Here is a 24677-nt window from a genome sequence, read left to right on the forward strand (position 1 = left end):
GCGACATAAGCACGCAGGATATTTCCTAAGCCACTGGACGAAAATTCCCAGCAAGGCTAAAACGGGGGCATCCGCCGGAGAATGCAATGAATCCCCGCAAAGCCTTTTTCGCCTGCCTGGAACGCTCGCCCCCTGCGCTGTTTGAAGCCGCGCTGTGGATAGCCGCCGAGCACGACCCGGCGGTGCAGCCGCTGGTGATCCTGCAGGAGTTGGCGTTGCTGCAACAGCAGGTGAGCCAAGGCATGCCCCTGCTGCCTGCCGATGAGCTGGGCCAGCCGCTGTTGCGGCGTATGAATGACCTGGGGTTTGCGCAGGACGAATTCACCCCGCTGCGTCCTGCTGCTGCCCTGTTGGACAAGGTGTTGCAGCGCAAGCGCGGGCAACCCTTGGCGATGGGGCTGATCGCCCTTGAGCTGGCGCGTCGCCTGGATATTCCCTTGGTTGGCGTGAACTTCCCCGGCCACTTCCTGCTGCGCGTGCCCGGCGCCGACCACCTGCTCGACCCGTGCGGCGGCCGGCGCCTGTACCCCAATGACTGCCGCGACCTCCTGCAACGCCAGTACGGCCCTAACCTCAAATTGCAGGCCGACCACCTGCACACCGCCGACCCGCGCTCGATGCTGCAACGGCTGTCACGCAACCTGCGCCAATTGCATCTTTCCAACGATGTGCCGCTCGCGGCCCTGGTCGACGCCGAGCGCGTGCTGGAGCTGGGCAATGCCAGCGCCGCCGATTACCTGGCGCGGGCCAGCCTGTACCAGCGGCTGGACTGCCCCAACGCCGAGCGTTATGACCTGGAACACGCGCTGATGCTCAGCGAAGACCCGATCCAGCGCCTGCGCCTGACCGAGCGGCTGGGGCATCTGCCGCCCAATACAGTGGTGCATTGAGCAAACCATTATTCCTGCGATGAATCAGTCCTTCGCCGGCACCCTGAGCACATCGCCGGGCAGCGGGCTCTTCGGCGCCTCAACCCCGGGCGAACGCACTTGGATAATCAACAACGCCGCCATCACCGCCGGAATCGCGCAGAAAAAGAAAATCTGCTCCACCGGGATATGCATCGCCAGCAGCATGCTGCCAAACAGTGGTCCCAGGATTGAGCCAAACCGACCCACGCCCAACGCCCAGCCCGTACCCGTGGCGCGCACGTGCGCCGGGTAGAAATTGCTGGCAAAGGCATTGAGGGTCAGTTGGCCACCGATGATGCAAATCCCGGCCGCAAACACACAGGCCACCAGGTAGCGCGGGTTGTCATGGTTCAGGCCGAGCAGGATGGTGCACACCGCAGCGGCTGCCAGCACGCCGGAGAGCAACCGCACTTTGCTTTTCAAGCGGTCGGCGAACCAGGCCATGCCGATGGCACCCAGGGTGCCGGCAAACAGGAACATCGAAGTCACCAGGTTGGCTTCTTTCAGCGCCAAGCCACTTTCCAGCAGCAACGATGGCAACCAGCTGATCATGAAGTACAGCAAGATCAGGCTGACAAAGAAGGTCGCCCAGATCAGCAACGTCGGGCGTGCATAGCCGTTGCGGAACAACTCCACCACGGTCAGTTTGCTGCCTTGCTCCTCCTGGGTTTGCGCCTCGCTCGCCCGCGGCGGTTGCCAGTCCGGCAGCATGCGTGAGGTGACTTTCTGCAGCCGCGCATAAGGTGGTGCATCACGCAGCAAGCGCGGTAGCGACTCTGGCAGCAGCCACACCAGAAACGGAAACAACAGCAGCGGCGTCACGCCACCGGCCAGAAACACGGCCTGCCACCCGAAGCCTTCGATAAACCCCGCCGCCACAAACCCACCCGCCGCCCCGCCAAACGAGAAACCACAGGCCGCCAGGGTCACCATCAAGGTGCGCAAGCGTGGTGGGGAGTATTCCGACATCAACGCCATGGCACTCGGCATGGCGCCCCCCATGCCGATACCGCAGATAAACCTGGCGGCCATCAAGGTGGTCAGCGAGTTGGCGAACACCATCAGCACCGTGAGGCTGGCGTAGATCAGCACGCAGCCGAGCAGAATGCGCCGCACGCCAAAGCGGTCGGCCAAGGGTGTCACCAGCAGCGAGCCCAGCGTGAGCCCGAGCAGGTTGGCGCTGAACACCGGACCGAACGCGGCTTTTTCCAGCCCCCAGTCCTTGGCCAGCGCCGGCACCACATAGCCCAGCACTTGCGCGTCGTAGCCATCGGTCACCAGCAACAGGAGAATCAACCACTGATAGCGCGACACCGGACGGGCGTCGAGTGCCGCGCGGAAGCTGGCAATCTGATTGTGCATCGCAAGGTACCTTTGTTTTTATTTTTAGGGTCAAGCACAACGTTGTCGGGCTATGGGGTGTCGGGTTGGTTGGCGGGATGTGCCTGGATAAATGCCGGATGCTGCGCCGCCAACGCCGCCACCCGCCCAATACGCGGGTACGCCGCCAACGAAACCTTGAAGCGCTCAGCCGCATACAACTGCGGAATCAGGAACGCATCAGCCAGCCCCGGCGTATCGCCGAAGCAATACCCCTGATCGCCAATCAACTGCTCCACTGCCCCCAACCCCTGGCTGATCCAATGGCCAATCCACTCCAGCAGTTGCGCCTCGTCATGCCCCCACTGGCGCAGCAGGTTCTGGGTGCTGGAGTTGTGCAGCGGGTGGACATCGCAGCCGATGATCGCCGCCACCGCACGCGCATGCGCACGGGCCACCAGGTCGTTGGAGAGCAACGTCACCTGTGGATAACGTTCCTCCAGGTACTCGATGATCGCCAGCGACTGGATCAACAACTCCCCCTCATCGGTGCGCAAGGCCGGCACACGGCCTTGCGGGTTGATCGCCAGGTACTCGGGCTGGCGATTCGCACCGCCCGCCGGCACCAACAGGTTGACCGGCACGGCGGAGAAATCCAGGCCCTTGAGCGCCAGGGCAATGCGCACCCGGTACGACGCGGTGGAACGGTAGTAGGTATAGAGCTCCATCACCCTGCCCTCCTAGCGCGCTGCGACCACGGTGCCACGGCACTCGCCGAAGCCGATGGACGCAAACCCTTCGCGGCTGCAGCGGGCGCGCAGGATGATTTCGTCGCCGTCTTCGAGGAACTTGCGCACTTCGCCAGACGGTAACTCGACAGGCTTTTTACCACCCTCGGTCATTTCCAACAGGCTGCCGAACTGACCGGCTTGCGGGCCCGACAAGGTGCCCGTACCAAACAGGTCACCGGCCTGCAACTGGCAGCCGTTGACGCTGTGGTGGGCCACCAATTGCGCGACGGTCCAGTACATATACAGGCTGTTGCTCAGGGCCAGCCGATGAGCCGGCAGGTTCTGCTCGCGCATGGCGGCGGTGGTGAGCAGTACTTCCAATTCGATGTCCAGGGCGCCAGCGGCCTGGTCACGTTTGTCCAGCAAGTATGACAGCGGCTGCGGGTCGCCCTCAGGCCGCGCCGGTTGGGCTGTGCGGAACGGCTCAAGCGCCTCGGCCGTCACCACCCACGGTGAAATGGTGGTGATGAAGCTCTTCGACAGGAACGGCCCCAACGGCTGGTATTCCCAGGCCTGGATATCCCGCGCCGACCAGTCATTGAGCAGGCAGAAACCGGCGATATGCTCCGCCGCGTCGCCAATGGCAATCGAATCGCCCATCGCATTGCCCTGGCCGATCCACACGCCCAGCTCCAGTTCGTAGTCCAGGCGTGCGCATGGGCCGAAGGTCGGTTCGGTCTGGCCGGCGGGCAAGGTCTGGCCCTTGGGGCGGCGCACGTCGGTGCCCGAGGTGCGGATGGTCGAGGCACGACCGTGATAACCGATCGGCACGTACTTGTAGTTCGGCAGCAGAGGGTTATCAGGTCGGAACAATTTGCCGACGTTTTGCGCATGTTCGATACCGACATAGAAGTCAGTGTAGTCATTGATCCGCGCCGGCAGGTGCATCTGGCAATCAGCAGCGCGGTGCAGCACTTGCGCTTCACGCGTCTGCAGTGTGCTGCCTTCGGTCAACAGTTCCAGCAGGCGCTCGCGCAGGGCCACGCGCGGGCCTCGGCCCAGTTCGAAAAAGGCGTTCAGCTGGCCACCGGCTGTCGCGTCGACGGCGCGACGGGCTTCACCGTCGAACTCATCGATGGCGGCGTGCAGGTCCAGGATCGAGTCGCCAATCGCCACGCCAGCGCGCGGTGCAGAGCCGTTGATACTGAACACGCCCAGCGGCAGGTTTTGCAGGGGAAAATCGCTGTGACCATTGGCGGAGGCCACCCAGCTGCGGGTAGGTGTCGGCTGCGTCATGGGTTATCTCCGGTTCGGGTTGAAGGTGGCGGGCAACGAGGCCCAGCACGCGTCATAAGACGGTTGCAGTTGCGGGCAGTCCAGGGCGAACTGGGTCGGACGCAGCACTTGGCTGGTCTCGAACATGAAGGCCATGGTGTTATCGATCTTGTGCGGCGCCAGGTCCACATTGATCGCCTTGGTGCAGGTTTCGCCGTCCGGGCCGTGGGCGCTCATGCAGCTGTGCAAGGACGCACCGCCGAGCAGGAAGCCTTCGGCCTTGGCGTCGTAGGCGCCCTGGATCAGGCCCATGTATTCGTTCATCAGGTTGCGGTGGAACCACGGCGGACGGAAGGTGTTCTCGGCCACCATCCAGCGCGGCGGGAAGATCACAAAGTCGAGGTTGGCCAGGCCATGGGTGCTGGTGGGCGAGGTCAATACGGTAAAAATCGACGGGTCCGGGTGGTCGAAGCTCACGGTGCCGAGGGTGTTGAAGCGGCGCAAGTCGTATTTGTATGGCACGTTATTGCCATGCCAGGCGACCACGTTGAGCGGGGAATGGTCCAGCTCACAGGCCCAGAGTTCGCCGAGGAACTTCTGTACCAGTGTGGTGGGTTGCTTGAGGTCTTCGTAGTGGGCCACCGGCGTCAGGAAATCGCGCGGGTTGGCCAGGCCATTGCTGCCGATGGGCCCCAGGTCCGGCAGGCGCAGCGGGGCGCCGTGGTTCTCGGCAACGTAGCCACGCGCCTGGGCGTCCAGCAGCTCAACGCGGAATTTGAGGCCGCGCGGCAGCACGACGATTTCCAGCGGTTCGACGTCCAGCACGCCAAGCTCGGTGGCGATGCGCAGGCGGCCCTGTTCCGGCACGATCAATAATTCGCCGTCGGCGTTGAAGAACACGCGCTCCATCGAGCGATTGGCGCGGTAGTTATAGACGCTGATGCCCGAGGGTTTTTCCGACCCGGAATTAGCGACCATTCCCACGAGGCCATCGATAAAGTCCGTCGGCTCGCTCGGAATATCCAGCGGGTTCCAGCGTAAGCGATTAGGCGTCACTGCCCCCAACGGCCCACCGGCCAACTGCCGTTCAAGTTTGCTGAACGCCGGGTGATTGGCCGATGGCTGGATGCGGTACAGCCAAGTGCGGCGGGCTTCACTGCGCACCATGGTGAAGGCCGTGCCGGAAAACAGTTCGGTGTACAGCCCATAGGGCGCTTTTTGCGGGGAGTTCTGGCCGACGGGCAGTGCGCCGGGTAGGGCTTCGCTGGCGAATTCATTGCCGAAGCCCGACAGGTATTCGAGGTTCATGGATCGTCCTCTGAGCGGAAGTTGTTTTTATCGTAATCCAGTTACGCATAACGTAATTTGATCACTATCGACCGTCAAGCTATAAAGACGCCCATTCATCTCTCGGATTCTCGCTCCTCCATGGAAAAGCCCCGCGACACCGGTAAACAGAAAGTCCGCTCGGCCGAAGTGGGCACCGATATCCTCAAGGCCCTGGCCGAACTGTCCCCGGCCACTTCGTTGTCGCGCCTGGCCGAGCACGTGCAGATGCCGGCGAGCAAGGTGCACCGCTACCTCCAAGCGCTGATCGCCTCGGGGTTCGCCGAACAGAACACGGCCACCAACCACTACGGCCTGGGCCGTGAAGCCTTGCGCGTCGGCCTGGCGGCACTGGGCAGCATGGATGTGCTGAAAGTTGGCGCGATGCCCCTGGCTGAGCTGCGCGATGAATTGAATGAAACCTGCTTCCTGGCGGTGTGGGGCAACCAGGGCGCGACCGTGGTGCAGATCGAACCGGCAGTGCGTGCCGTGACGGTGGTGACGCAATTGGGTTCGGTGCTGCCGCTGCTCAGTTCATCCACCGGGCTGGTGTTCAGCGCCTTCCTGCCGTCGCGGGAAACCGTGGAGTTGCGTGAGCGCGAGATCCAGGCCGGCACCGCCCATGCCCTGGCGGATGACCAGGCGTACGCCACCGCCTGCGCACAAATCCGCAGCCGTGGCCTGCATTTTGTGCATGGCTTGTTGATGCCCGGCGTTGATGCGTTGTCGGCGCCGGTGTTCAACGCCGTCGGTCAAGTGGCGGCAGTGATGACCGTGGTCGGCCCCACCTCGTTGTTCCACGCCGACGAGGACGGCCCGGCGGCGCAGCGCTTGCTGGCGGCGACCCGGGCCGTGAGTTGGCGCATGGGCTACCAGCCCTGAGCTAGTCGTGCCACTGGGTCAGGGCCAGCGCCACGCGGTTCTCCAGCGCACGCACGGGTGCAGTGCTACTGACGTAGTTGTTGCTGATGATTGAAAACACCAGGCGCCGGCCCTCGGCGTCGGTGATGTAGCCGCTCAACGAAGACACACCGGCCATGGAGCCGGTCTTGGCATGCAGGTTGTTTTCAGCCGCCGTGCCGCGCAAGCGGTAGCGCAGGCTGCCACCGGTCATGCGGTCCGGGTTGCCGGCAATGGGCAAGGCGTTGTACCAGGCATCGAACCAGGGCTGTTTGGCCGTGGCCAGCAGCAGATCGGTGAGGTTTTGCGACGACACCAGGTTACGCCGTGACAGCCCCGAGCCATCGACCTGGCTCAGCGTCGTCGGGTCCAGCCCCTGGCGCCGCATGAAGTCCGCCACGGCCGCGACACCGGCCTGCGCCGTGCCCGCGTTGGCGGTCTTGCGCCCCATGGCCTTGAGCAAGGCTTCGGACATGTTGTTGTTCGAGAGTTTGAGCAGCGGCGTGATCAGTGCCTGCAAAGGTGCCGATTGATGTTCCGCCAGCACCCTCGCCGTCGCCGGGCTCACACCGCCGATCACACGCCGCCCCATCACCGTGATGCCCTGCTGCGCCAGCGCCTGTTCAAACAGGTTCGCCACCAGTTGGGTCGGCTCCCACACGCTCACCCACTGCCGGCTCTGCTTGCCCGGCGCCAGTGCGCCGCTGAGTTGCAGCAGGTTGGTGCCGTGCTGACGGGTGATGCCGTAGTTGTTGCCCGGGCCGCTGACGGCGCGATTGCTGAGTTGCACGTAGTCCGTGGGCGGGCTGATGACCACGCTCACCGGCTGGCCCGCCATTACCGGCGCCTTCGCCGTGACCAGCAAGGTGCCCGCATCAAAATCGGTGTTGGGTGACACGGTCAGCGCCGAAATCTGCGCGCCGTAATAGGTGCTTTCATCGTCCTGGGCCCAATCCACGCCAAGCCGTTCCGCGTCGAACCAGGTGTCATCGAAGACAAGATCGCCCTGGACCTGGCGCACGCCCTGCTCCGCCAGTTGTGCAGCCAACGCCTGGTAGTCGGCGAACTGCGTGGTCGGGTCGCCCAGGCCACGCAGGTACAGGTTGCCGCTCAGCCGCTCGCCTTGTTGCGTGCCATTGCCCCGCAGTTGGGTGGAGAAACGGTACTGCGGCCCCAGCACATCCATTGCCGCTGCGGTGGTGAGCAGTTTGAGGTTGGACGCCGGAATCAGACGGGTTCGCGGGTTGTGCTGGTACAGCGTGCTGCCGCTGCGGGCGTCGCGCACCATCAGGGAGACGGTAGCGCCGTTAAGGGCCGGGTCAGTCAGGAGCTGGTCCAGGCGTGCCGGGGTGGAAGTCGGTGAAACACTCGCGCAGCCACCCAGCAGAAACAACATTGTGCCGGTGTATATCCACTTTCCAAATTGCATCGGTGATTGGTTTCCGCAAAAAACTGAGCGACAACGCTACCACTGTAGGAGCCGGCTTGCTGGCGAAAAAACCGGCGGACATCGCAAGCCGGCTACTGCATTAGAACTCCAGGGTGCTCGACACCGACACCTGCCGCGCATCCCCCATGGACACAAACAGCCGGCTGGCCGCCGAGGTGTAGTAGACGCGGTCGAACATGTTCTTCACGTTGAGCTGGAACTTGACCTTCTGCCCATCGATCCTGGTGTCGTAGGTGGCAAAGGCATCCGCCACGGTATACCCCGGCAACGTGAAATCGTTGGCAGCATCCCCCGCACGCTCGCCGACATACCGCGCACCGGTTCCCACCCGCAACTGATCGCCACCAAAGACGTTGCCGAAGTCATAGGCCACCGACAGCGAGCCTGTGTGCTTGGCAACGTTCTGCAGGCGGTTGCCTTCCAGGGTCGGGTCCTTGTCCTTGATGTCTTCGGCATCGGTGTAGGCGTAGCTGCCGATCAGGCTCCACTTGTCGGTCAGTTGGCCGGTGGCGTCCAGCTCCAGGCCACGGGAACGCACCTGGCCGGCAATGCTGTAGACGGTGTTCGCGCCGGAACCGACCGACACCAGCACATTGCGCTTGTCGATGGTAAACAACGCCGCGCTGGCGGTGATGCGCCCTGGGATATCGAGCTTGGCCCCCAGCTCCCAGGACTTGGACTCCTCGGGTGTCAGGTCGCCGGTCAGCGTGCTGCCGTCAGCCAAGGCGGCAATGGTGGAGTTGGGTTTGAACGACTCGGTGTAGCTGCCATAGAACGACAGTTCGTCGGTGTAGCGATACACCAGCCCCGCACGCGGCACCCAGGCCTGGCCGTTGCCGTTGGTGTTGGCCTTGAATGGCACGCCCTTGCCGGCGTATTGGTCATACATCTGGTAGCGCGCACCGGCGACAAAAATCCACTGGTCGTTCAGGTGAATCGCGTCCTGGAAGAACAGCGAGTCGCTGCGCAGCAGGTCGGTTTGCGCACTGTCAGCAGGGCTGACGGTGGTGCCCGCCACTTCGTTGCCATACACCGGGTTGTTGTAGTTGAAGGTGCCACGGGAGTTCTGGCGAATCAGATCGGCGCGATAAATCTTGCGGTACTCGTCATCCAGGCCGAATACCACATCATTCTGCAAGCCGAACACATTGACCTTGCCTTCCAGGCTCGCGGTGGCGAAACGGTCGGTGGTGATCGCCCCCTTGGTGCCATCCATCTTGCGGGTCAGGGTGCCGTTGGTGTTCACCGCGCTCACGCGCACTTGGCTGGCATCGTAGGTTTCGCGGTTCCAGCTGTAGCCGAAATGGGCCTTCCAGTCATCGTTGAGGTCGTGATCGGCTTCAAAGCGGTACAGGTCGGACCGCCCTTCCATGTTGTTGAAGGGTTCATCCAGCCGACGGGTGGCCGGGATGTCCAACGGGTGGTTGGACTTGTCGATGGCGGTGCCACGGTCAAACGGCGTGAGAAACTCGCGGTGCTCGTAGGCGAACAACAGCTTGGTGGTGTCGCCATACCAGGCCAGCGACGGCGCGATCAGGCTCTCGCGGTGGGTACCGAAGTTGCGCCAGTAATCCTCGTCTTCATGGTCGACGATCAGCCGATAGGCCAGGCCGCTGTCGCCAATCGGGCCGGTGGTGTCTAGGCTGCCGCCGCTACCGTTCTTGCCATCACCGAAGGTGGAGCCGCGCACGGTCAGGGCGGTGGATTGGACCAGCTCAGGCTTTTTGCTGACGATGTTCACCACGCCGCCCGGGTCCTGGATGCCGTACAACAAGGAGGCTGGCCCCTTGAGGACTTCGACCCGCTCCGCCGTGGCATTCAGCGCACGCCCCTGCACGATAGGCATGCCGTCGCGCATGATCGAGCCGTTACGGTTGTCGCCAAAACCGCGCAGCATCACCGCGTCCTGGGTGCTGGCCAGGGTATTGGCCTGGGTGATGCCACTGATATTGCCCAGGGCGTCATCCAGGTTGCGCGGGGTCTGGTCGCGCAGCACTTGGGCCGGAACCACGTTGACGGTTTGCGGGGTTTCCAGCAGCAGGCCATGGGAGCGCATCACCGAACTGGTGGGCGGCGGCTGGTAGCTGGTGCCGTCCTGGGCCTGCTGGCCGACACCGCTGATAGTGGTCGCGCCAAGGTTGACCGCGCCGTCGGTAGGCACCGGTTCCAGGGCCAGGGTACGCGCGTCGATCTGGCGGAAGGTAAAGCCGGTGTTGCCGAGCAACCGTTGCAGGGCCTGGGTCGCACTCATCTGCCCGCTGACCGCCGGGGCCTGGAGACCATAGGGCGCTTCGTCGGTGTAGATCACGCTGATCCCGGTGACCCGGCTGAAATCGCTCAGGGCCTGGGGCAGCGGTTTGGCCGCCAGGGCAAAGTTGAACTGGGCGCTTTGCTGCTCCTGCGCCTGCGCCACGCTCAGGGGCAGCAACGCCAGCCCCGATACTGCCAATGCCGAGGCTCCCAGCCACTGTTTTACCCAACCGCCCGCCGTCGACTTCATGCTGTGAGAACCCGTGTAGAAAACGCTGTTAATGCGAATAGATCGCAGTTTCAAGCACTACACGGTTGGGCGGTGGATTTACCTCACTTTTATTTGCAAATATTTTGTTTATTGCGCCTGGATGCAAAACCCCATGCGTGGAAAATGCACATGCACGGTGCCAGCACGTTCATCGCTACGGCGCAGGATCACCTCCTCGCGCCCCACAAACAACAGTTCGCCCGCCACAGGGTCGGTCCCGTAATCAGTGGCTGAAATCGTCACCTGCTGGCCGGCCTTGAAGCCGTTCAAGTCCTCGAACAGTTCCTCGGGCAAGGCGGCAGGTGTGGCATTGCGAGCGACTTCCAACGCTTGCTCGGCGCTCATCTCGCTGGCCGTGCCATGGCCAAAGCCCAGGACCCGTTCCAGCCACGCGGCGACAGCCGGGTACGCGTCCACCAGCGGCGCCGTCACCGACGAACCTTTGAGGAACCACAACGGGTGGGCCAGGGCAAAGTCGGCAATCGACGGCTCGCCGAACAGGAAATCCCCGGCCTGGTGCTGCAATTGTTGGTCGATACGGCTGACAATCGCCGGCCACTGATGCTTGGCCACCTCCAATTGCACCCGGGTCGCGGTGCCACCACTGAACAACTTGGCACGGTCGGCCACCAGCACCTGGAGCATTTGCGGCGGCACCTTGGCGAACTTGACCGCCAGGGATTCCGGCTGGAACACCAGCGCCACGGCATGGGAGAACACCACTGAATCGGCCCACGCCGCGAAGCCCTGGGTGATCGACTCCAGACCTTGGGGGAACAGCGCCGGCGCAGGCTTTTCCTGCTCCAGACGCCGGGCGATCAATGCAGTGTCGCAATAGATATCCGCACCCACTTGCAGCACCGGCGTCTTGCGATAGCCACCGGTCAGGGCGGTCAGGTCGGGCTTGGGCATCACCGGTGAAATAAACACCGAGCGCCAGGACAAGCCTTTAAAGCCCAGCAGCAGGCGGGCTTTTTCAGCGAAAGGGGATTGCGGGTAGTGGTGCAGGATCAACTCAGACATGCCAGGCTCCGCTCAATGGATGAGCCGCTAGCTTAGCCTGCGATACGGCGGTTCGGTGCGATGGGAACCCATCAGTCAAATCAATGAGCCACTTGCCGCCAGGCATTCCTTGGCGCTCTTCCTGAGCTTCTTGATCAGCCGTTCCTGGCGCAGCGCCTCGCCTTTGCTCGCGCATTGCTCGGTGTACACCAGCGCCACTGCGGGGCTGGAGAGGAAGAACCGCGCGCCCTTGCCGCTCTGGTGCGAGGCAAAACGGCGCACCGGGTCATTGCTGATGCCACAGTACAACGAGCCGTTGGCGGCACGCACCAGGTAGACAAACCAGGGTTTGGGTTCAGGAAGATCAGTCACGGGCAGTGTCGGCAAACCAGGGGAGCGCCAAGCTTATCAACGACCGGCCTGGAATGCCTTCAGACCTTTCAAGGCCTGGGCACGCACGGCGTTTTTCAGGGCCGGCGACCAGCCCAGCAACAGCCCCTTGAGGCCCAGCGCCTGACGCGACCAGCGCCACAAGTCAAAGTGATCGTGATGCTCGCAGATCTTGCCGTCGCGAAACACAAAGCGCGCACCAATGTCATTGACCACGGTATTGCCGGTGGCGCTGAACAGGTACGTCGCCACCCAATGCGCACTGCCGGTGGTGTCATCGCTGCGCACATGGTCGAAGGTCAGCGAAAAGTCCTTGGCCCGTGTGGTGAGCATGCGCCACATGTCACCGGCATCGCGGCCGCGCAGTTCGCCAAAGGCCGGGTCGCTGAACACCACATCATCGGTGTAGCAGGCGGCCATGGCCTCCGCGTCCAGGCGTTGGAAGGCTTCATAGAAGCGGGTGATCAACAGGTTATGGGCATCACTCATGGGCAGGCTCCGCGGTTATCGCTGTAGGGGTGCACGATAAGCCGCGAAGCCTGGGAACACCATGGTCATTCACCGCATAAATGGAGCATGGCGAGGTTAGAGGTAGACGACATCCAGGGTTGCACTGCCGTCGAGGGGGATTTCCTGGTCAGCGGGCAACTTGCGTTTGTCGGCGATGGTGGTCTCTACCACCACATCCACCTGCATGGTCACCATTGAAAGCGGCACTGGATCGCCACCGGCGGCGCCGTTGAACGACCTCATCCAGCCCGGTTGCCAGACAGTGCCAGTGGGGGCATCAAGCCAGGTCTTGCCGTCGATTGATTCAATGACTGCCCGTGGCACGCTATCAGCCAGTGGGTTGATCATTTTGAGCATGTACCAGCCAATTTTTACATCGCCATTGGCCAACCCAAGGCCATAATTGGGACGAGCACCGTTCCATTCTGCTGAAGTGCCTTCGCGGTTGTCATGGCTCTGTATGGCAAACAACGTCGACGCAGCGCAGTTGACCGTCAGTTGTAGCGTGGCATCCGCCAGTCTGGTCGACTGGTACGGATGCAGGTCTTGCATGGAAATCTTTCCATGCTCGACCACACCACCACTTGACAAGGTCGGGGTGCAGGCGGAAGGCGTAATGGTGCCCTTGACACTCAGGTCAACCGCGGATGCGGCAAGCAAGTTGGACGCACCGGACAGTAGAAACACGGCAGCAATAAGGGACAGGGAATGTTTCATCAGAAAAGACTCATTAAACATCGAACTTGGCACGACAAAAGACTGCCGCGCCAGTTCGACTAAGTGTTGGACAGAGGGTATATAGGCCCCGACTTATAGCTGCCGGGTACGTGAGTCAAATTTAACGCGCGTCCAACTTTAACCCAATGCAAGTATTACGAATCGCGCACTTCCCCCTGTAATAAATCTGCAACTTAAGCACTTGCAAAGTTGCTAGGGCACCATTCCACTTTCCCGCGCATAGGTAAACAGATCCACATCGGTAGAAATGCATAACCGCTGCATCGCCGTACTCTTTTGCTTGCTGATGGTCGAGATGCTGCGATTGACCCGCGCGGCAATCTGGCTGACGGTCATACCGCTGGCGAGCATGCGCACCACTTCGTGTTCTTTACCGGACAGCCGTGCCGGCTGCGTTGGCTGCGCATGGCAGGCTTCATCCAGTTGCACGCGCAGGCATTCGCTGACAAAGGTGCGGCCTTCGCTCACGGCCTTGAGTGCCAGCGGCAGCTCCCGCGCTGACGCGCTTTTGGCCACGACGGCCTGCGCCCCATGGGAAAATGCCGAACGCAGGGTCGAGACATTGGCAAACATGGTCACCAGTACCACCGGCAATTTCGGGTATTGGCGATGCAACAATCCCAGCAATCCATACCCATCGGCTTGATGGTCGCCGGGCATGGCGAAGTCCGTGACAATAACATCGCAAGGTGTGCTGCCGACCAGGGTCAGCAGTTGGTCCGGGCCATTGGCCTCCCCCACGACTTTGCACTTACCACTCGCCTCGATCACCACTCTCTGACCGACTCGGACAATAGGGTGATCGTCAGCAATAATGATGCGAATCATCGGCGCTATCCAAGATAGAAGTGTGAGTCGGGCAAAATACCTCGGAGGTCTTTAAGCAACAACCGGAAATAATTAACCCCTTAAAGCGAGAGCCCCGTATTTTAGGACTTCAAGCAGTTCACCTACAGAATAAAAAGAATCAACCCTCAGAAAAGTACTACAACTTAGACGGATGATTTCCTTCAGCTTTATCAGAGGTAATCAAAGGAACGCCAGTTCTTCCAAATACCGCTCGACCTCTTGGCAAAGCGCCTGCAAAGCCGCGCCGTTAAAGGCAACACCCGAGAGATTGACGCGATCGGTCAACTGGATCGCACGGCGCTCCAACCCCGTCGCCCCCAGGAACGCGATGCTACCCACCAGGCGATGCAGGCGCTGTGTCGTGAGCGAAATATCGCCACTGACTCGCGCCTGCTCCAGTGCCTCCAGGTCTTCCCGTGCTTCCTGCAACAGGCTCTCCAACAGAGGTTGCACCACGCCCCAAGAGCCGAAGGCAGCGATCAGTCCTGCTCGGGTGGGCCGTGTTTCCTGAGAACGCTCATGCACGGTTATAGGTCCTTTGCGTAGACGCTGCCGGGGGTCCGGCAGCCAGTACATCAACACTTCCTTGAGTTGTTCGAGCGTGATGGGTTTGATCAGCCAGCCGTCCATGCCACTGTCCAGGCAACGCCGGACTTCTTGCTGGCCGAGCCGGCCGGTCAGGGAAATGACTGGCACGCGGGGTCTCCCGGCCTCACGCTCGCGGCGCCGCAGTTCACGGGCAAGGGTGTAGCCATCCATGAGCGGCATGCGGCAGTCAGTGATCACCAAATCAAACGTGCTGCCAGCCATTGCGTCCAGGGCAGCCTGCCCATCGCAGTGGACTTCATGGGGCACGCCCAATTTGTGCAGTAACCCGCCGATCAATAGCCGATAGACCCGGTGGTCATCTACTACCAGTACGTTGACGTGTTGCCAATGGCCTGGATATTTGCCCGGCAAAATAACCTCATGCAGAGCGACAAGCCCACCAGGTCCCTCATGGAGCAAGGAGTTGGTTGAAGTGTGCCAACGCAAGGCGCCAGCGTTTCTCGAACTTTTCGCGTACTAAAAGCAGCTCGACTCGTGGGATTGAGTCAGAGCGATAGTTGGGTAAGAACGTATCCGAGTGGATCTTTTTCAGCGATACAACTACTACGAGATTTAAGTTTTTCCTACAAGCGGCCCGCCACTTTCCCCACGCCTCCTCCCTCTCAAGCAACCCAGCCTCCCGCCTTTCGTATTTGTTGTATTCCTCCTTTCCCAGGGCTAGCGATACATTCCTCCCCACTTCAAAACGACCCAAATAGAGGTCTTTTGCCGTTGCCGGCAAATCGTGCCCTAGCACGCCTTTATTCCAGGAACATTGATATGAACGCCTCACTCACCGCCGCCCTGACAGCCTTGCTGATCGTCGGTGGCTCATCTGACGCACTGGCCGCCAGTAGCGTCGACTTGACCGTCAAGGGGCTGATAACACCCAACGCCTGCAACCTGACCCTGACCGAGGAGCAGCCGATCGACGGCTCATCCCCCCTGGAATTGCGCTACCTGTAACCCACCAGCCTCTCACAAGGATTTGTGCCCATGAATAGCCCCACCCCCGCTGTTTTTGCCCTGCTGATGGCGGCTTGCACGCCGGCGGTCTTCGCCGCCAGCACTACCGACGTGAGCGTCACCGGGATCATCACCCCGAGCTCCTGCACGCCGACGCTTTCGGAAGGTGGTGTGGTGGATCACGGCAAATTGACGGTCAAGGACCTGGATCGCGACCAACCGACCCGCCTGCCCGTCGGTGAGATGAACCTGGCCGTGCATTGCGAAGGCGCGACGTTCTTCACCCTGAGCACCGTCGACAACCGCTCGGGAAGCTCGGCGATCAACCCGGTGTTCCACGGGCTGGGCAAGGTCAACGAAGACCAGGACCTGGGCAGTGTGGCTTTCGGGGTGTTCGAGCCGATCGCCGACAGCGTGCCGGTGACCGCCATCATGTCCCGCGATGGGGGCGGCAGTTGGGGGCCTTCTTCGTACCTGGGGCACGCCGCGTTGACCTCATTCGCCGCGCCCGGCGACACCAGCACGCCCATTGCCATGCAGGACCTGAGCGCGCGCTTGCGCGCCTTCACCATCGTGGTTCCGGCCAGCGACCTGACGCTGCTCGATGAGGTGCCCATCGACGGGCACGCCACCTTGCAACTCAAGTATTGGTAAGCCGGCTTTTTCACTTTTCTTCCCACAGGAGTCCCACCATGAACCTCTCCATCAAGCCCCTCGTTGTCACCCTGCTGCTGGTAGGTGCCACCCAGGCGATCGCCGCCTCCAGCGTCGACCTCGCGGTCAAGGGCCTGATCACACCGAGTTCCTGCACACCGACCCTGTCCAATGGTGGCGCGGTGGATTACGGCAAGATCTCGGCCAAGGATCTCAACGCGGACCGCAAGACGTTCCTGCCCATGCAAACCCTGCAACTGACGGTCACCTGCGACGCAGCGACCCTGATGGCCATAGAGGGCAAGGACAACCGCGCAGGCTCAGATTACGAAAACGACCAGATGGAGTACGGACTGGGGCTGATCAACGGCACTGAAAAGCTCGGCGGCATGACACTGGGGCTGCGCAACCCGGTGGCGGACGGCGTGGCGGCCAGAACCATCATTTCCTATGACAGCGGTAACACTTGGGCTCCCGATTACATGTTCATGGACGACACCCTTCTTTCGGTGGCCGACGCGAGCACCGTGGCACCAATGCCGGTCCAAATGTTCAACGCCGACCTGCAGATCAACCCGTTCATTGCCCCGACGAACCAACTGACCCTGACCAACGAAGCCGCCATCGACGGCTCCGTGACCCTAACGGTCAAGTATTTGTAAGCCGACAGCTCGCCGCTGTTGCGCGCATCGCGGCCATTGCCGTTGCCCATGAACACCCGATCACGCCGCCTGGGGCACACCACTTTGCAACTCAAGTCTGGGTAAGCGCGCTTTCACCTTTTTCTACAGGAGTTCCGACATGCACCTCCCCATCAAGCCCCTCGTTGCCAGCCTGCTGCTGGCAGGTGCTACCCAGGCAATCGCCGCCTCCAGCGTCGACCTCGCGGTCAAGGGCCTGATCACACCGAGTTCCTGCACCCCGACCCTGTCCAACGGTGGCGCAGTGGACTACGGCAAGCTCTCGGCCAAGGACCTCAACGTCGATAACTCGACCGCCCTCCCCGTTCAAACCCTGCAACTGACCGTCACGTGCGAGGCAGCCACCTTGATCGCCATGGAAAGCAAGGACAACCGCGAAGGCTCGAGCTACATCGACGGCGTGCAGTACTACGGCCTGGGGCTGATCAACGGCAGCGAGAAACTCGGCCTCATGGAGATGAGGCTAGCGCCCCCTGTCGCCGATGGCATCGCAGTCAGATTCATTGCGTCCTACGACGGCGGTACCGCCTGGCACCCCGACCGCCAGCTAGCGCGCGACAGCATCACTTCGGTAGCCGACATGAACAGTATCACGCCGAAACCTGTCCAGTTGCTCAGCGCAGATTTGCAGATCTCCCCAACCATTGCCCCGACAAATCAACTGACCCTGGATAACGAAGCCAGCATCGACGGCTCCGTGACCCTGACGGTCAGGTACCTGTAAGCCAGTCGCGCACGACGGCCCCCGCCATTGCGCGCAACGCTGTCATCCCCGTTGCCCCTTAACCACGGTCACAAGACACAGCCATGAACACCTTTTCACGCCGCCTGGTGACACTCGCTTTCTGCCTGACTGCCGCGCCTGCCTTTGGCGCATCCTCTGTCGATCTCACGGTCCGGGGCCTGATCACACCCAGCGCCTGCACACCGCTGCTTTCGGCCGACGGCATCGTCGATCATGGCCGGATCCCGGCGCGCAGTCTCAATCAGCATGAGTTCAGCGCCCTGCCCACCCAGACTCTGGACCTGAGTGTGAGCTGCAACGAGTCGGTGCTGTTCGTGCTGGTGGGTCTGGACAACCGCGCCAGCTCCTCCCTGGGTCCCGGGTTTTATTACGGCCTGGGGAACAACATCCATGAGCCTAGCGAGCGCTTGGGCACCGTGTCCCTGGGGTTCCGTGACGTGGTGGTAGATGGCGAACCCGCGCTGGTACTGGCGTCCAGCAACCAGGGCCAGACCTGGTTCCCGGAGTCCAATGCCTACCCGGACACCTACATGGGCTTCGCCAAGCCGGGCACGCTGATACCCGAAGCCCACCGCCTGCTGACCGCCACCTTGCAGGTGAATACATCGATCAACGCGTCAGCATTCCTGACCCTCAAACAAGAGGTGCCGCTGGACGGTTCCATCGTGCTCGACCTGAGGTACCTGTAGCCATGTCACCTCTTCCCAACCCTCACTTTTCCCAACCGGTGAACCCCATGATTTCCCCGAACCGCGCCCGACGCCTGGGTGCCTGTCTTGTTCTGCTGTTCTGCGGCCCACTGCTGGCCGACGGCATGGTGCCGGACACCTCCGTGGTGATCGTCAACGAAGACGACGGTGAAGCCTCAGTGTCGGTGACCAACACCGACGACAAGCTGGCCCTGCTGCACGTCACCCTGGAAGACATTCCCGAAGACCCGGAACCGCTGCTGTTTGTCACGCCGCCCCTGGCTCGGGTCGAACCGTCCAAGAGCCAACTGATCCGCTTCATCCTGCAATCGCCCAAGCCGCTGGAAACCCAGCGCCTCAAGCGGGTGATTTTCGAAGGCATGCCTCAGGGCCGTTCGACCACCGAGGCCGGGCATGCTCGCGTCGGCGTGACCGTGCGCCAGAACCTGCCGGTGATTGTGCATCCCAAGGGCCTGGCACCGAACCGCACGCCCTGGACCGGCTTGAGCTGGAGCCTGGACCAGACTCAGTTGACGGTGCACAACCCGACGCCGTACGTGGTGCGTCTGGCCCAGGAACTGCGGCTGTTGCCAGGCACGGGCTCGGCGCTGTTGCCGCGCACCTATGTACTGCCGGGGGAAACCCTGAGCGTAACGGCCAGTGCAGCCGGGGCCACCCGCGTGCAACTGCAACCGGCCACCGTCTACGGCTTTGCCGTGGCGCCTTACGAAGCACCGATCACGCTTTAGCGCCCCTGCGTACCGCCCCGCAAGAGGGCGGCCGACACCCTTTGAGTACGACCTGTGAACACACTAATAACTGATCGTGGCGGCGAAGCCCTGCCCGACGTTTCATCCCGCCGTTCCCGCGCACTCCTGGCCGGCCTGGCACTGAGCTGCGCACTGCCGGCGGGCGAGATTCTCGCCGATGAGCTGCTGCTGGCCGGCTCCTTCGACCCCCAGACCCTGTCCCAGCGCGGCATCGATCCGGAACTGGCAAACATGCTGTTGCAGGCGCCACGCTTCGGGGCCGGCCGGCATGCAGTCAACCTGATCGTCAACGGTCAGCGGCGCGGTCGCGTGGATGTGCTGTTCGACGGTCAGGGCACGCTGTGCTTCAACCGTGCCTTGCTCGACGCCGGCAACCTGGTGGTGCCTGGCGACACGGGTGATACGGATTGCACCGGGTTTCTCGACGCCCACCCACGCACCGTGATCGAGCAGGACCCGGCTAACCTGAGCCTGTCGCTGGTGGTGTCAACCGAGGCCCTGCGCCCGGTGGAACAGGACATTTCCGGCTACCAGACCGGTGGCTTTGCCGGCCTGCTCAACTACGATTTGACCGGCCTCTACAACGAATACGGTGACGACACGTCGCGCTTCGGCTCGGCCAATACCGAAGTGGGTTTCAACGCCGGTGACTGGATCGTGCGCAGCCGCCAGGTACAGACCTGGCAAGACAGCCAATCACGCAGCACCCACCTGGATGCCTATGCCCAACGCACCTTCGCTGCCCAGCAGGCGGTGTTGCAGGCCGGGCAGATCAGCCTCTACAACCCGGTACTGGCAGGCACGCAGATCACCGGCGCGCAGGTGCTGACCGAAACCGCCTTGCAGGAACAGAACCACGGCGCAACCATCGATGGCATTGCCAACAGCCCGGCCCAGGTCGAGATCCGCCAGAACGGCACGCTGATCCATTCCACCGTGGTGCCGGCCGGGCCGTTTTCGCTGCGCGATGTGCGTCGCTTGAACAATCGCTCGGACGTGGAAGTCACGGTCAAGGAAAGCACCGGCGAGGAGCGGCGCTTTACGGTGCCGGCGGCGATGCTTGGCCTCGGGTTACCGGCCCCGGGCTATTCGGTGGCGGCGGGACGCGTGCGCAAGATCGGCGACAGCGACGGCGCCGAACCCTGGGTGGTCAGCGCCGGCTGGAACGGCGCGGTACACCCCCAAGCCAGCCTGGGCGCCGGACTGTTGGTAGCGGATGCCTATCGCTCGGCGGGCTTGAGCCTGGGCTGGTTGCCCTGGCAGGACAGCCAGTTTCAATTCTCCGCGCAGGCAGCCCAAGCCAGTCGCACCGATACCGAACAGGGCGTACAGACTGACCTGTCATGGTCCCAGCGCTTGAGCGAGCGCTGGGCTGTCAGCACCGCCCTGTCGTGGCGTTCCCTGGGCTACCGCGACCTGGATGAATCGACCTATTCCACCTACACCCATGAACAGCAACGCTCGCGCTACCGCGACCAGCAAAGCGCCACCGCGTCCTGGTCGCACCCGTCATTAGGTGCGTTCAGCGCCGGCTTCTCGCGCTCGGCCTCCTATGCGGGTTTCAGCAGCAGCCGCGCGCTGGCGTCATGGGGCACCAGTTTCGGCAACGTCTCGGTGTCCGCGAGTGCCGAATGGCAGGTCGGTGGCCGGCAGCAGAGCGATGACAGCCTGTACCTCACCGTCAGCGTGCCCCTGGGCGAGAGCCGTCGCGGCCGCGCCTGGGCGCGCAACACCGGCGGAGAACACCGCCTGGGCGTCGGCCTCAGCGAGCAACTCAACGACCAGTTGAGTTACCGCGTGGGCGTGGAGCGCGACAGCCGTGACCGCGAGGTGGAGTCGTCCCTCGGTATGTCCGCCTTGCCGTATTACAGCCAGCTCGACTTCAACTACACCCGCTCCGACCGCGAACGCTCCAGCTACCAAGGCGGCGCGCGCGGCGGCGTGGTGGTGCATGGCGACGGCGTGACGTTCTCGCCCTACCCGGTGCGCGATACCTTCGCGGTGATGTCCGTGGGCGAAATGGCCGGCGTCAAGGTCAACACCCCCAGCGGCCCGGTATGGACCGACTGGCAAGGCCAGGCGGTGGTGCCGCAGGTCAGCGCCTATGGCCGCAGCCCGGTGGAAGTGCAAACCCGTTCGCTGCCGCGCAATGCCGATATCAGCAATGGGCTGGCGGTGATTTCCGCTGGGCGCGGGGCCGTCGACAGCGTGCAGTTTGGCGTGCATCTGACGCGTCGCGCCCTGCTGAACGTGACCACCGACGACGGCCAGCCCCTGCCCCGCGGCGCGGCGGTGAGCACCGCCGATGGCGAGTTCATCACCCTGGTGCAGGAAGGCAGCCAGGTGTTCCTGCCCGACGTGCTCGACACGCGCCCCCTGTGGGTCAAAGCCCCAGGCCAGGCGCGCTGCCGACTCGACTTTGCACTGCCGAAAAACAGTGACCCGGATGTGTATTTCGAGACCGCACCAGCCCGGTGCCGCCAACCATGAGGACTCTGACCATGGACCTGAAACCGGTCTTGTACGTCTTGGGCGTGTTGATCAGCCCCCACGCCCTGGCCGTCGAAGAATGCCAGCTCAATCTCAGCCAGACGCAGTTGGACTTCGGCTTGATGAACCGCGCCGTGGCCTTGGTGCCCGCGCCCGAGCGATTGTTGGGGGAGCGGCAGCTGAGCCTCACGCTGAACTGCCCGCAGCCCACCGACATGAGTGTGTTTTATCGCGGGCTGGGCGCGGGGCCTGGGCGGTTTCGCTTCACCGAACGCGGCAGTTACGCCTTGCAAGTGCGCGAAGCGGTGCTGGACGGCCAGGCAGTCGAGCTCGGTCTGATCGCAGGCCCTGGGCAAGCACCGTCCGCAGTCGGTGCTCCATTGGAATGGCAGCCTGACCACGGCGTGGTGCCTATGCGCGGTGGCGTCGCGGTAACCGGGCGCAACCTGTCGCTGCAATTGGACGCCAGTGCCTGGGCCAGTGAAGACGCTGCCCGGGTGCGCGACGCGGTCACCTGGGACACCGCTGGACTGTTCGATGCCCTCGGCGCCGGCCGCTCGCGGGAATTGCGCTGGCGGGCACGTTTTGCACCGGCGGCGTGTACGCCCACCCTGTCCAACGGCGGCCACGTGGAGCTGGGCAAATTGTCGGTCGGCGATCTGTCCGTCGACAAGGACACCGCTCTGGCGCCACGTGCGTTATCGCTCAGCGTGACTTGCGATGCACCCACCGCATTTGCCATGCGCATGCAGGACAACCGTCAGGGCTCGGCCACCGGTACCGGCGATGAAACCAGTTATGGCCTGGGCCTGGACGCCAGCCGACAGAAAATCGGGCGCTACCGGCTGCTGTTCAACCCCGCGCACATCACCGCCGACAGCTTTGCCCAGGTTTTCAGCACCGACTCCACCACCGGCAGCCTGCCGTGGAGCAACGCCGGCGCACGCATCACGGCAATAGGCGCCAATCGTTACCTGGGTTTCAGCAGCACATCCGGCAGTACAGGCGGGCCCAGCGCCATTCAAAACCTCAATGCCACGCTGAGCCTGGAGGCGACTGTCGCCCCCCTGGGCTCCCTGGACCTGGGCAACGAGGTACGCCTCGACGGCTCGGGCACTCTCGAAATTCACTACTTGTAGGAACTCAAGCATGAAAGCAATACAGATTCCACTGGCCGCCTGCGTAGGGCTGGCCTGCGCGTTACAGGCCCAGGCCGCCTCGACCGTCGACCTGAGCGTCAGCGGCGTGATCACTCCCAGTGCCTGCACACCCAGCTTGTCCAATGGCGGTGTGTATGACTTGGGCAAGCTTGCAGCCAAGGACCTGAACAGCGATCAACCCACACGGCTGCCCGCCTCCAGCCTGCACTTTGCAATCAACTGTGAAGCCATGACCTTGCTGGCCCTGGAACCCAAGGATAACCGCCTCGGTTCCAGCTACAGCGAATACTCCAGCACGTTCGGCCTGGGACTGGCTGGCAACAACGCCAAAATCGGTTTCCTGCAAATCACCCTCGAGTCGGTAGTGGCCGACGACGTTGACATGAATCCTATTGGCTCGACGGGGCCCGATACCTGGGCCCCATCAGCCGTGTTGTCGCACCACTTCCTGACTGCGTTCACCCCTGATCAGACTCATGTCCCCGCAGCGATACAACATCTGACGGGCGACCTACAGTTCATTCCCTACCTCGCCCCCACCAACACCCTGCCGCTTACCGAAGAAGTGCACTTCGAAGCCTCAGCGACCCTGAGCATCAAGTACCTATAGGAGCTGAATCATGAAGACGTTATTGATTCTCGTGGCCGCCTTCGCCTGGCTTGCCAGTGCCGCCGCCACCCACGCTGCGTCCACTGTCGAACTCACTGTCGGCGGCTTGATCACCCCCATGGCCTGCACTCCGGTGTTCTCCGGCGGCGGGGTGGTCGATTTCGGCAAGATTTCCCAGCAAGACCTCAACCAATCCACCGGCACGCGGCTGCCACTCAAATCCCTGACCTTGACCGTCAGCTGCAACGCCCCGGGCCGCTACGCCCTGCGCATGCGCGATAACCGCGACGGCACCGCCCACGTCGACAGCGAAATTTTCTATGGGCTGGGCCTGGACGGCAGCGGCAACAAGATCGGTGTGTATTCGGTGAAATTCGACCCAAAACAGACCGTCGCCGACAGCGTCACGCAACTCTACGGCACCGAATCCACCACCGGCGGCGTGGCGTGGCGCACCGCCAATAGCAACCCGATCGATATCGGTTCGCGCAGCCTGCTGGGATTCACTGAGACCGAGGGCAGCACCGCCGGCCCTTCACCGATCCAGGTGCTGAGCAGCACGCTGACCCTGGAAGCGGTGATCAACGCCAAGCAGAACCTGGACCTGAGTCACGACGTGCGGATGGACGGCTCAGCCACCCTGGAAGTTGTTTACCTGTAATCCCCCCTTGACCCCTAGTTCCACCCATCACTGAAGGAAGACCTTTAAATGAAAGCATTTTTCCCTACTTGCACGGCCACCCTGTTGCTGGCTGCCGCCTCCATTGTGCAGGCGGCCAGCAGCACCGACCTCACGGTCAAGGGCATGATCACGCCTAGCGCTTGCAGCCCCGCGTTGTCCAACGGCGGATCGTTGGACTTTGGCAAGATTTCCTCCAGTGACCTACGCAAGGACCGGCCCACGTACCTGCCGCGACAAACGCTGCAAATGACGGTGACGTGCGAAGGCGCGACGATGATGGCCCTGGAGGCCAAAGACAACCGCGAAGGCACCGAGTCCTCCAATGACTATTACAACTTTGGACTTGGCCTGATCAATGGCACAGAGAGACTGGGCTACCTGACCATAAGTCCGATGAATCGCGTCGCTGACGGGGTCGGCGTCAGCGGTATTGTTTCATGGGACGGCGGGACGACCTGGGAGCGGGAGCCCATGATAGTGGATAACGGCCTTTACTCCGTCGCCCCCTTGGGCTCATTGACACCTATACCGGTAACGCTGCTGACCACCGACCTGTCTGTCTCGGGGGTAATCGCTCCGACGCAAAACCTGACCTTGGACAACGAGGTGAACATGGACGGCTCCGTGACCATCACAGTCAGATACTTGTAAGACGAAAAGGCGTGACGGCACTGGCGTTCCAACCAAGCCCAGCGTCTG

Annotated in this window: 25 protein-coding genes; 13 read left to right on the top strand and 12 right to left on the bottom strand. The window is 62.4% G+C overall.

Annotated elements, in window-relative coordinates:
- Window positions 1–86: 86 nt before the first annotated feature.
- Entirely contained in the window at window positions 87–890 is an 804-nt protein-coding gene (locus CWC48_RS05110) for a SirB1 family protein (protein ID WP_100491440.1), read from the top strand.
- A gap of 24 nt (window positions 891–914) precedes the next feature.
- Here CWC48_RS05110 and CWC48_RS05115 read toward each other — a convergent pair whose 3' ends face one another.
- The 4 genes from CWC48_RS05115 to hmgA are packed head-to-tail and all read right to left on the bottom strand — an operon-like array spanning window position 915 to window position 5545.
- Window positions 915–2273 carry an aromatic acid/H+ symport family MFS transporter gene (locus CWC48_RS05115; protein ID WP_100491441.1) on the bottom strand — a complete coding sequence of 453 codons (1359 nt, stop codon included), beginning with the start codon at window positions 2271–2273 and terminating at the stop codon, window positions 915–917.
- Window positions 2274–2323: 50 nt separating this feature from the next.
- Entirely contained in the window at window positions 2324–2959 is a 636-nt protein-coding gene (maiA, locus tag CWC48_RS05120) for a maleylacetoacetate isomerase (protein ID WP_100491442.1), read from the bottom strand.
- Window positions 2960–2971: 12 nt separating this feature from the next.
- Complete coding sequence (fahA, locus tag CWC48_RS05125) at window positions 2972–4258, bottom strand: fumarylacetoacetase (RefSeq protein WP_078047024.1); 1287 nt, start codon at window positions 4256–4258, stop codon at window positions 2972–2974.
- 3 nt (window positions 4259–4261) lie between these two features.
- Window positions 4262–5545: a homogentisate 1,2-dioxygenase gene (hmgA, locus tag CWC48_RS05130; protein WP_100491443.1), complete on the bottom strand. Its 1284-nt coding sequence runs from the start codon at window positions 5543–5545 to the stop codon at window positions 4262–4264.
- 120 nt (window positions 5546–5665) lie between these two features.
- Between hmgA and CWC48_RS05135 the strand changes: the two genes are divergently transcribed.
- Window positions 5666–6445 (top strand): IclR family transcriptional regulator, encoded by a 780-nt coding sequence (locus CWC48_RS05135; RefSeq protein ID WP_078047022.1) that lies wholly within the window; start codon window positions 5666–5668, stop codon window positions 6443–6445.
- 1 nt (window position 6446) lies between these two features.
- On the opposite strand, the gene dacB is transcribed toward CWC48_RS05135, so the two are convergent.
- The 8 genes from dacB to CWC48_RS05175 all read right to left on the bottom strand — a co-directional run bounded on the left by dacB (window position 6447) and on the right by CWC48_RS05175 (window position 14883).
- Complete coding sequence (gene dacB, locus CWC48_RS05140; protein WP_100491444.1) at window positions 6447–7892, bottom strand: D-alanyl-D-alanine carboxypeptidase/D-alanyl-D-alanine-endopeptidase; 1446 nt, start codon at window positions 7890–7892, stop codon at window positions 6447–6449.
- A 100-nt stretch (window positions 7893–7992) separates the two neighbouring features.
- Window positions 7993–10413, bottom strand: a complete 2421-nt coding sequence (locus CWC48_RS05145) for a TonB-dependent receptor (RefSeq protein ID WP_100491445.1) — start codon at window positions 10411–10413, stop codon at window positions 7993–7995.
- Window positions 10414–10521: 108 nt separating this feature from the next.
- Window positions 10522–11457, bottom strand: a complete 936-nt coding sequence (locus CWC48_RS05150) for a glutathione S-transferase family protein (RefSeq protein ID WP_100491446.1) — start codon at window positions 11455–11457, stop codon at window positions 10522–10524.
- Between the two features lie 75 nt (window positions 11458–11532).
- Window positions 11533–11808 carry a GIY-YIG nuclease family protein gene (locus CWC48_RS05155; RefSeq protein WP_099494202.1) on the bottom strand — a complete coding sequence of 92 codons (276 nt, stop codon included), beginning with the start codon at window positions 11806–11808 and terminating at the stop codon, window positions 11533–11535.
- Between the two features lie 36 nt (window positions 11809–11844).
- Window positions 11845–12315, bottom strand: coding sequence for a nuclear transport factor 2 family protein (locus tag CWC48_RS05160; RefSeq protein ID WP_078047018.1), 471 nt, complete (start codon window positions 12313–12315; stop codon window positions 11845–11847).
- Between the two features lie 96 nt (window positions 12316–12411).
- The gene (locus tag CWC48_RS05165) at window positions 12412–13053 is read right to left on the bottom strand and encodes a DUF1120 domain-containing protein (protein WP_078047017.1); all 642 of its coding nucleotides are present in this window, start codon (window positions 13051–13053) and stop codon (window positions 12412–12414) included.
- Window positions 13054–13266: 213 nt separating this feature from the next.
- Window positions 13267–13902, bottom strand: coding sequence for a response regulator transcription factor (locus tag CWC48_RS05170; protein ID WP_078047016.1), 636 nt, complete (start codon window positions 13900–13902; stop codon window positions 13267–13269).
- A gap of 201 nt (window positions 13903–14103) precedes the next feature.
- Window positions 14104–14883, bottom strand: coding sequence for a response regulator (locus CWC48_RS05175; protein ID WP_078047015.1), 780 nt, complete (start codon window positions 14881–14883; stop codon window positions 14104–14106).
- A 408-nt stretch (window positions 14884–15291) separates the two neighbouring features.
- Between CWC48_RS05175 and CWC48_RS05185 the strand changes: the two genes are divergently transcribed.
- The 11 genes from CWC48_RS05185 to CWC48_RS05235 all read left to right on the top strand — a co-directional run bounded on the left by CWC48_RS05185 (window position 15292) and on the right by CWC48_RS05235 (window position 24629).
- Window positions 15292–15477, top strand: coding sequence for a hypothetical protein (locus CWC48_RS05185; protein WP_078047013.1), 186 nt, complete (start codon window positions 15292–15294; stop codon window positions 15475–15477).
- A gap of 30 nt (window positions 15478–15507) precedes the next feature.
- Entirely contained in the window at window positions 15508–16131 is a 624-nt protein-coding gene (locus CWC48_RS05190; protein WP_078047012.1) for a DUF1120 domain-containing protein, read from the top strand.
- A gap of 38 nt (window positions 16132–16169) precedes the next feature.
- Window positions 16170–16793: a DUF1120 domain-containing protein gene (locus tag CWC48_RS05195; RefSeq protein WP_078047011.1), complete on the top strand. Its 624-nt coding sequence runs from the start codon at window positions 16170–16172 to the stop codon at window positions 16791–16793.
- A gap of 139 nt (window positions 16794–16932) precedes the next feature.
- Window positions 16933–17556 carry a DUF1120 domain-containing protein gene (locus CWC48_RS05200; protein ID WP_100491447.1) on the top strand — a complete coding sequence of 208 codons (624 nt, stop codon included), beginning with the start codon at window positions 16933–16935 and terminating at the stop codon, window positions 17554–17556.
- An 83-nt stretch (window positions 17557–17639) separates the two neighbouring features.
- Window positions 17640–18266 carry a DUF1120 domain-containing protein gene (locus tag CWC48_RS05205; protein WP_078047009.1) on the top strand — a complete coding sequence of 209 codons (627 nt, stop codon included), beginning with the start codon at window positions 17640–17642 and terminating at the stop codon, window positions 18264–18266.
- A 47-nt stretch (window positions 18267–18313) separates the two neighbouring features.
- The gene (locus CWC48_RS05210; protein ID WP_078047008.1) at window positions 18314–19015 is read left to right on the top strand and encodes a fimbria/pilus chaperone family protein; all 702 of its coding nucleotides are present in this window, start codon (window positions 18314–18316) and stop codon (window positions 19013–19015) included.
- Window positions 19016–19069: 54 nt separating this feature from the next.
- Window positions 19070–21526, top strand: coding sequence for a fimbria/pilus outer membrane usher protein (locus CWC48_RS05215; RefSeq protein WP_100491448.1), 2457 nt, complete (start codon window positions 19070–19072; stop codon window positions 21524–21526).
- A gap of 11 nt (window positions 21527–21537) precedes the next feature.
- A complete protein-coding gene (locus tag CWC48_RS05220; protein WP_100491449.1) occupies window positions 21538–22665 on the top strand; it encodes a DUF1120 domain-containing protein in 1128 nt (375 codons plus the stop codon).
- Between the two features lie 10 nt (window positions 22666–22675).
- Window positions 22676–23296, top strand: coding sequence for a DUF1120 domain-containing protein (locus CWC48_RS05225; RefSeq protein WP_100491450.1), 621 nt, complete (start codon window positions 22676–22678; stop codon window positions 23294–23296).
- Window positions 23297–23306: 10 nt separating this feature from the next.
- Window positions 23307–23957: a DUF1120 domain-containing protein gene (locus tag CWC48_RS05230; protein ID WP_078047004.1), complete on the top strand. Its 651-nt coding sequence runs from the start codon at window positions 23307–23309 to the stop codon at window positions 23955–23957.
- A 48-nt stretch (window positions 23958–24005) separates the two neighbouring features.
- Window positions 24006–24629: a DUF1120 domain-containing protein gene (locus CWC48_RS05235; protein ID WP_078047003.1), complete on the top strand. Its 624-nt coding sequence runs from the start codon at window positions 24006–24008 to the stop codon at window positions 24627–24629.
- Window positions 24630–24677 lie beyond the last annotated feature (48 nt).

Origin of the sequence: Pseudomonas sp. S10E 269, from assembly GCF_002798465.1 — a bacterium.
GTDB lineage: Bacteria > Pseudomonadota > Gammaproteobacteria > Pseudomonadales > Pseudomonadaceae > Aquipseudomonas > Aquipseudomonas pergaminensis.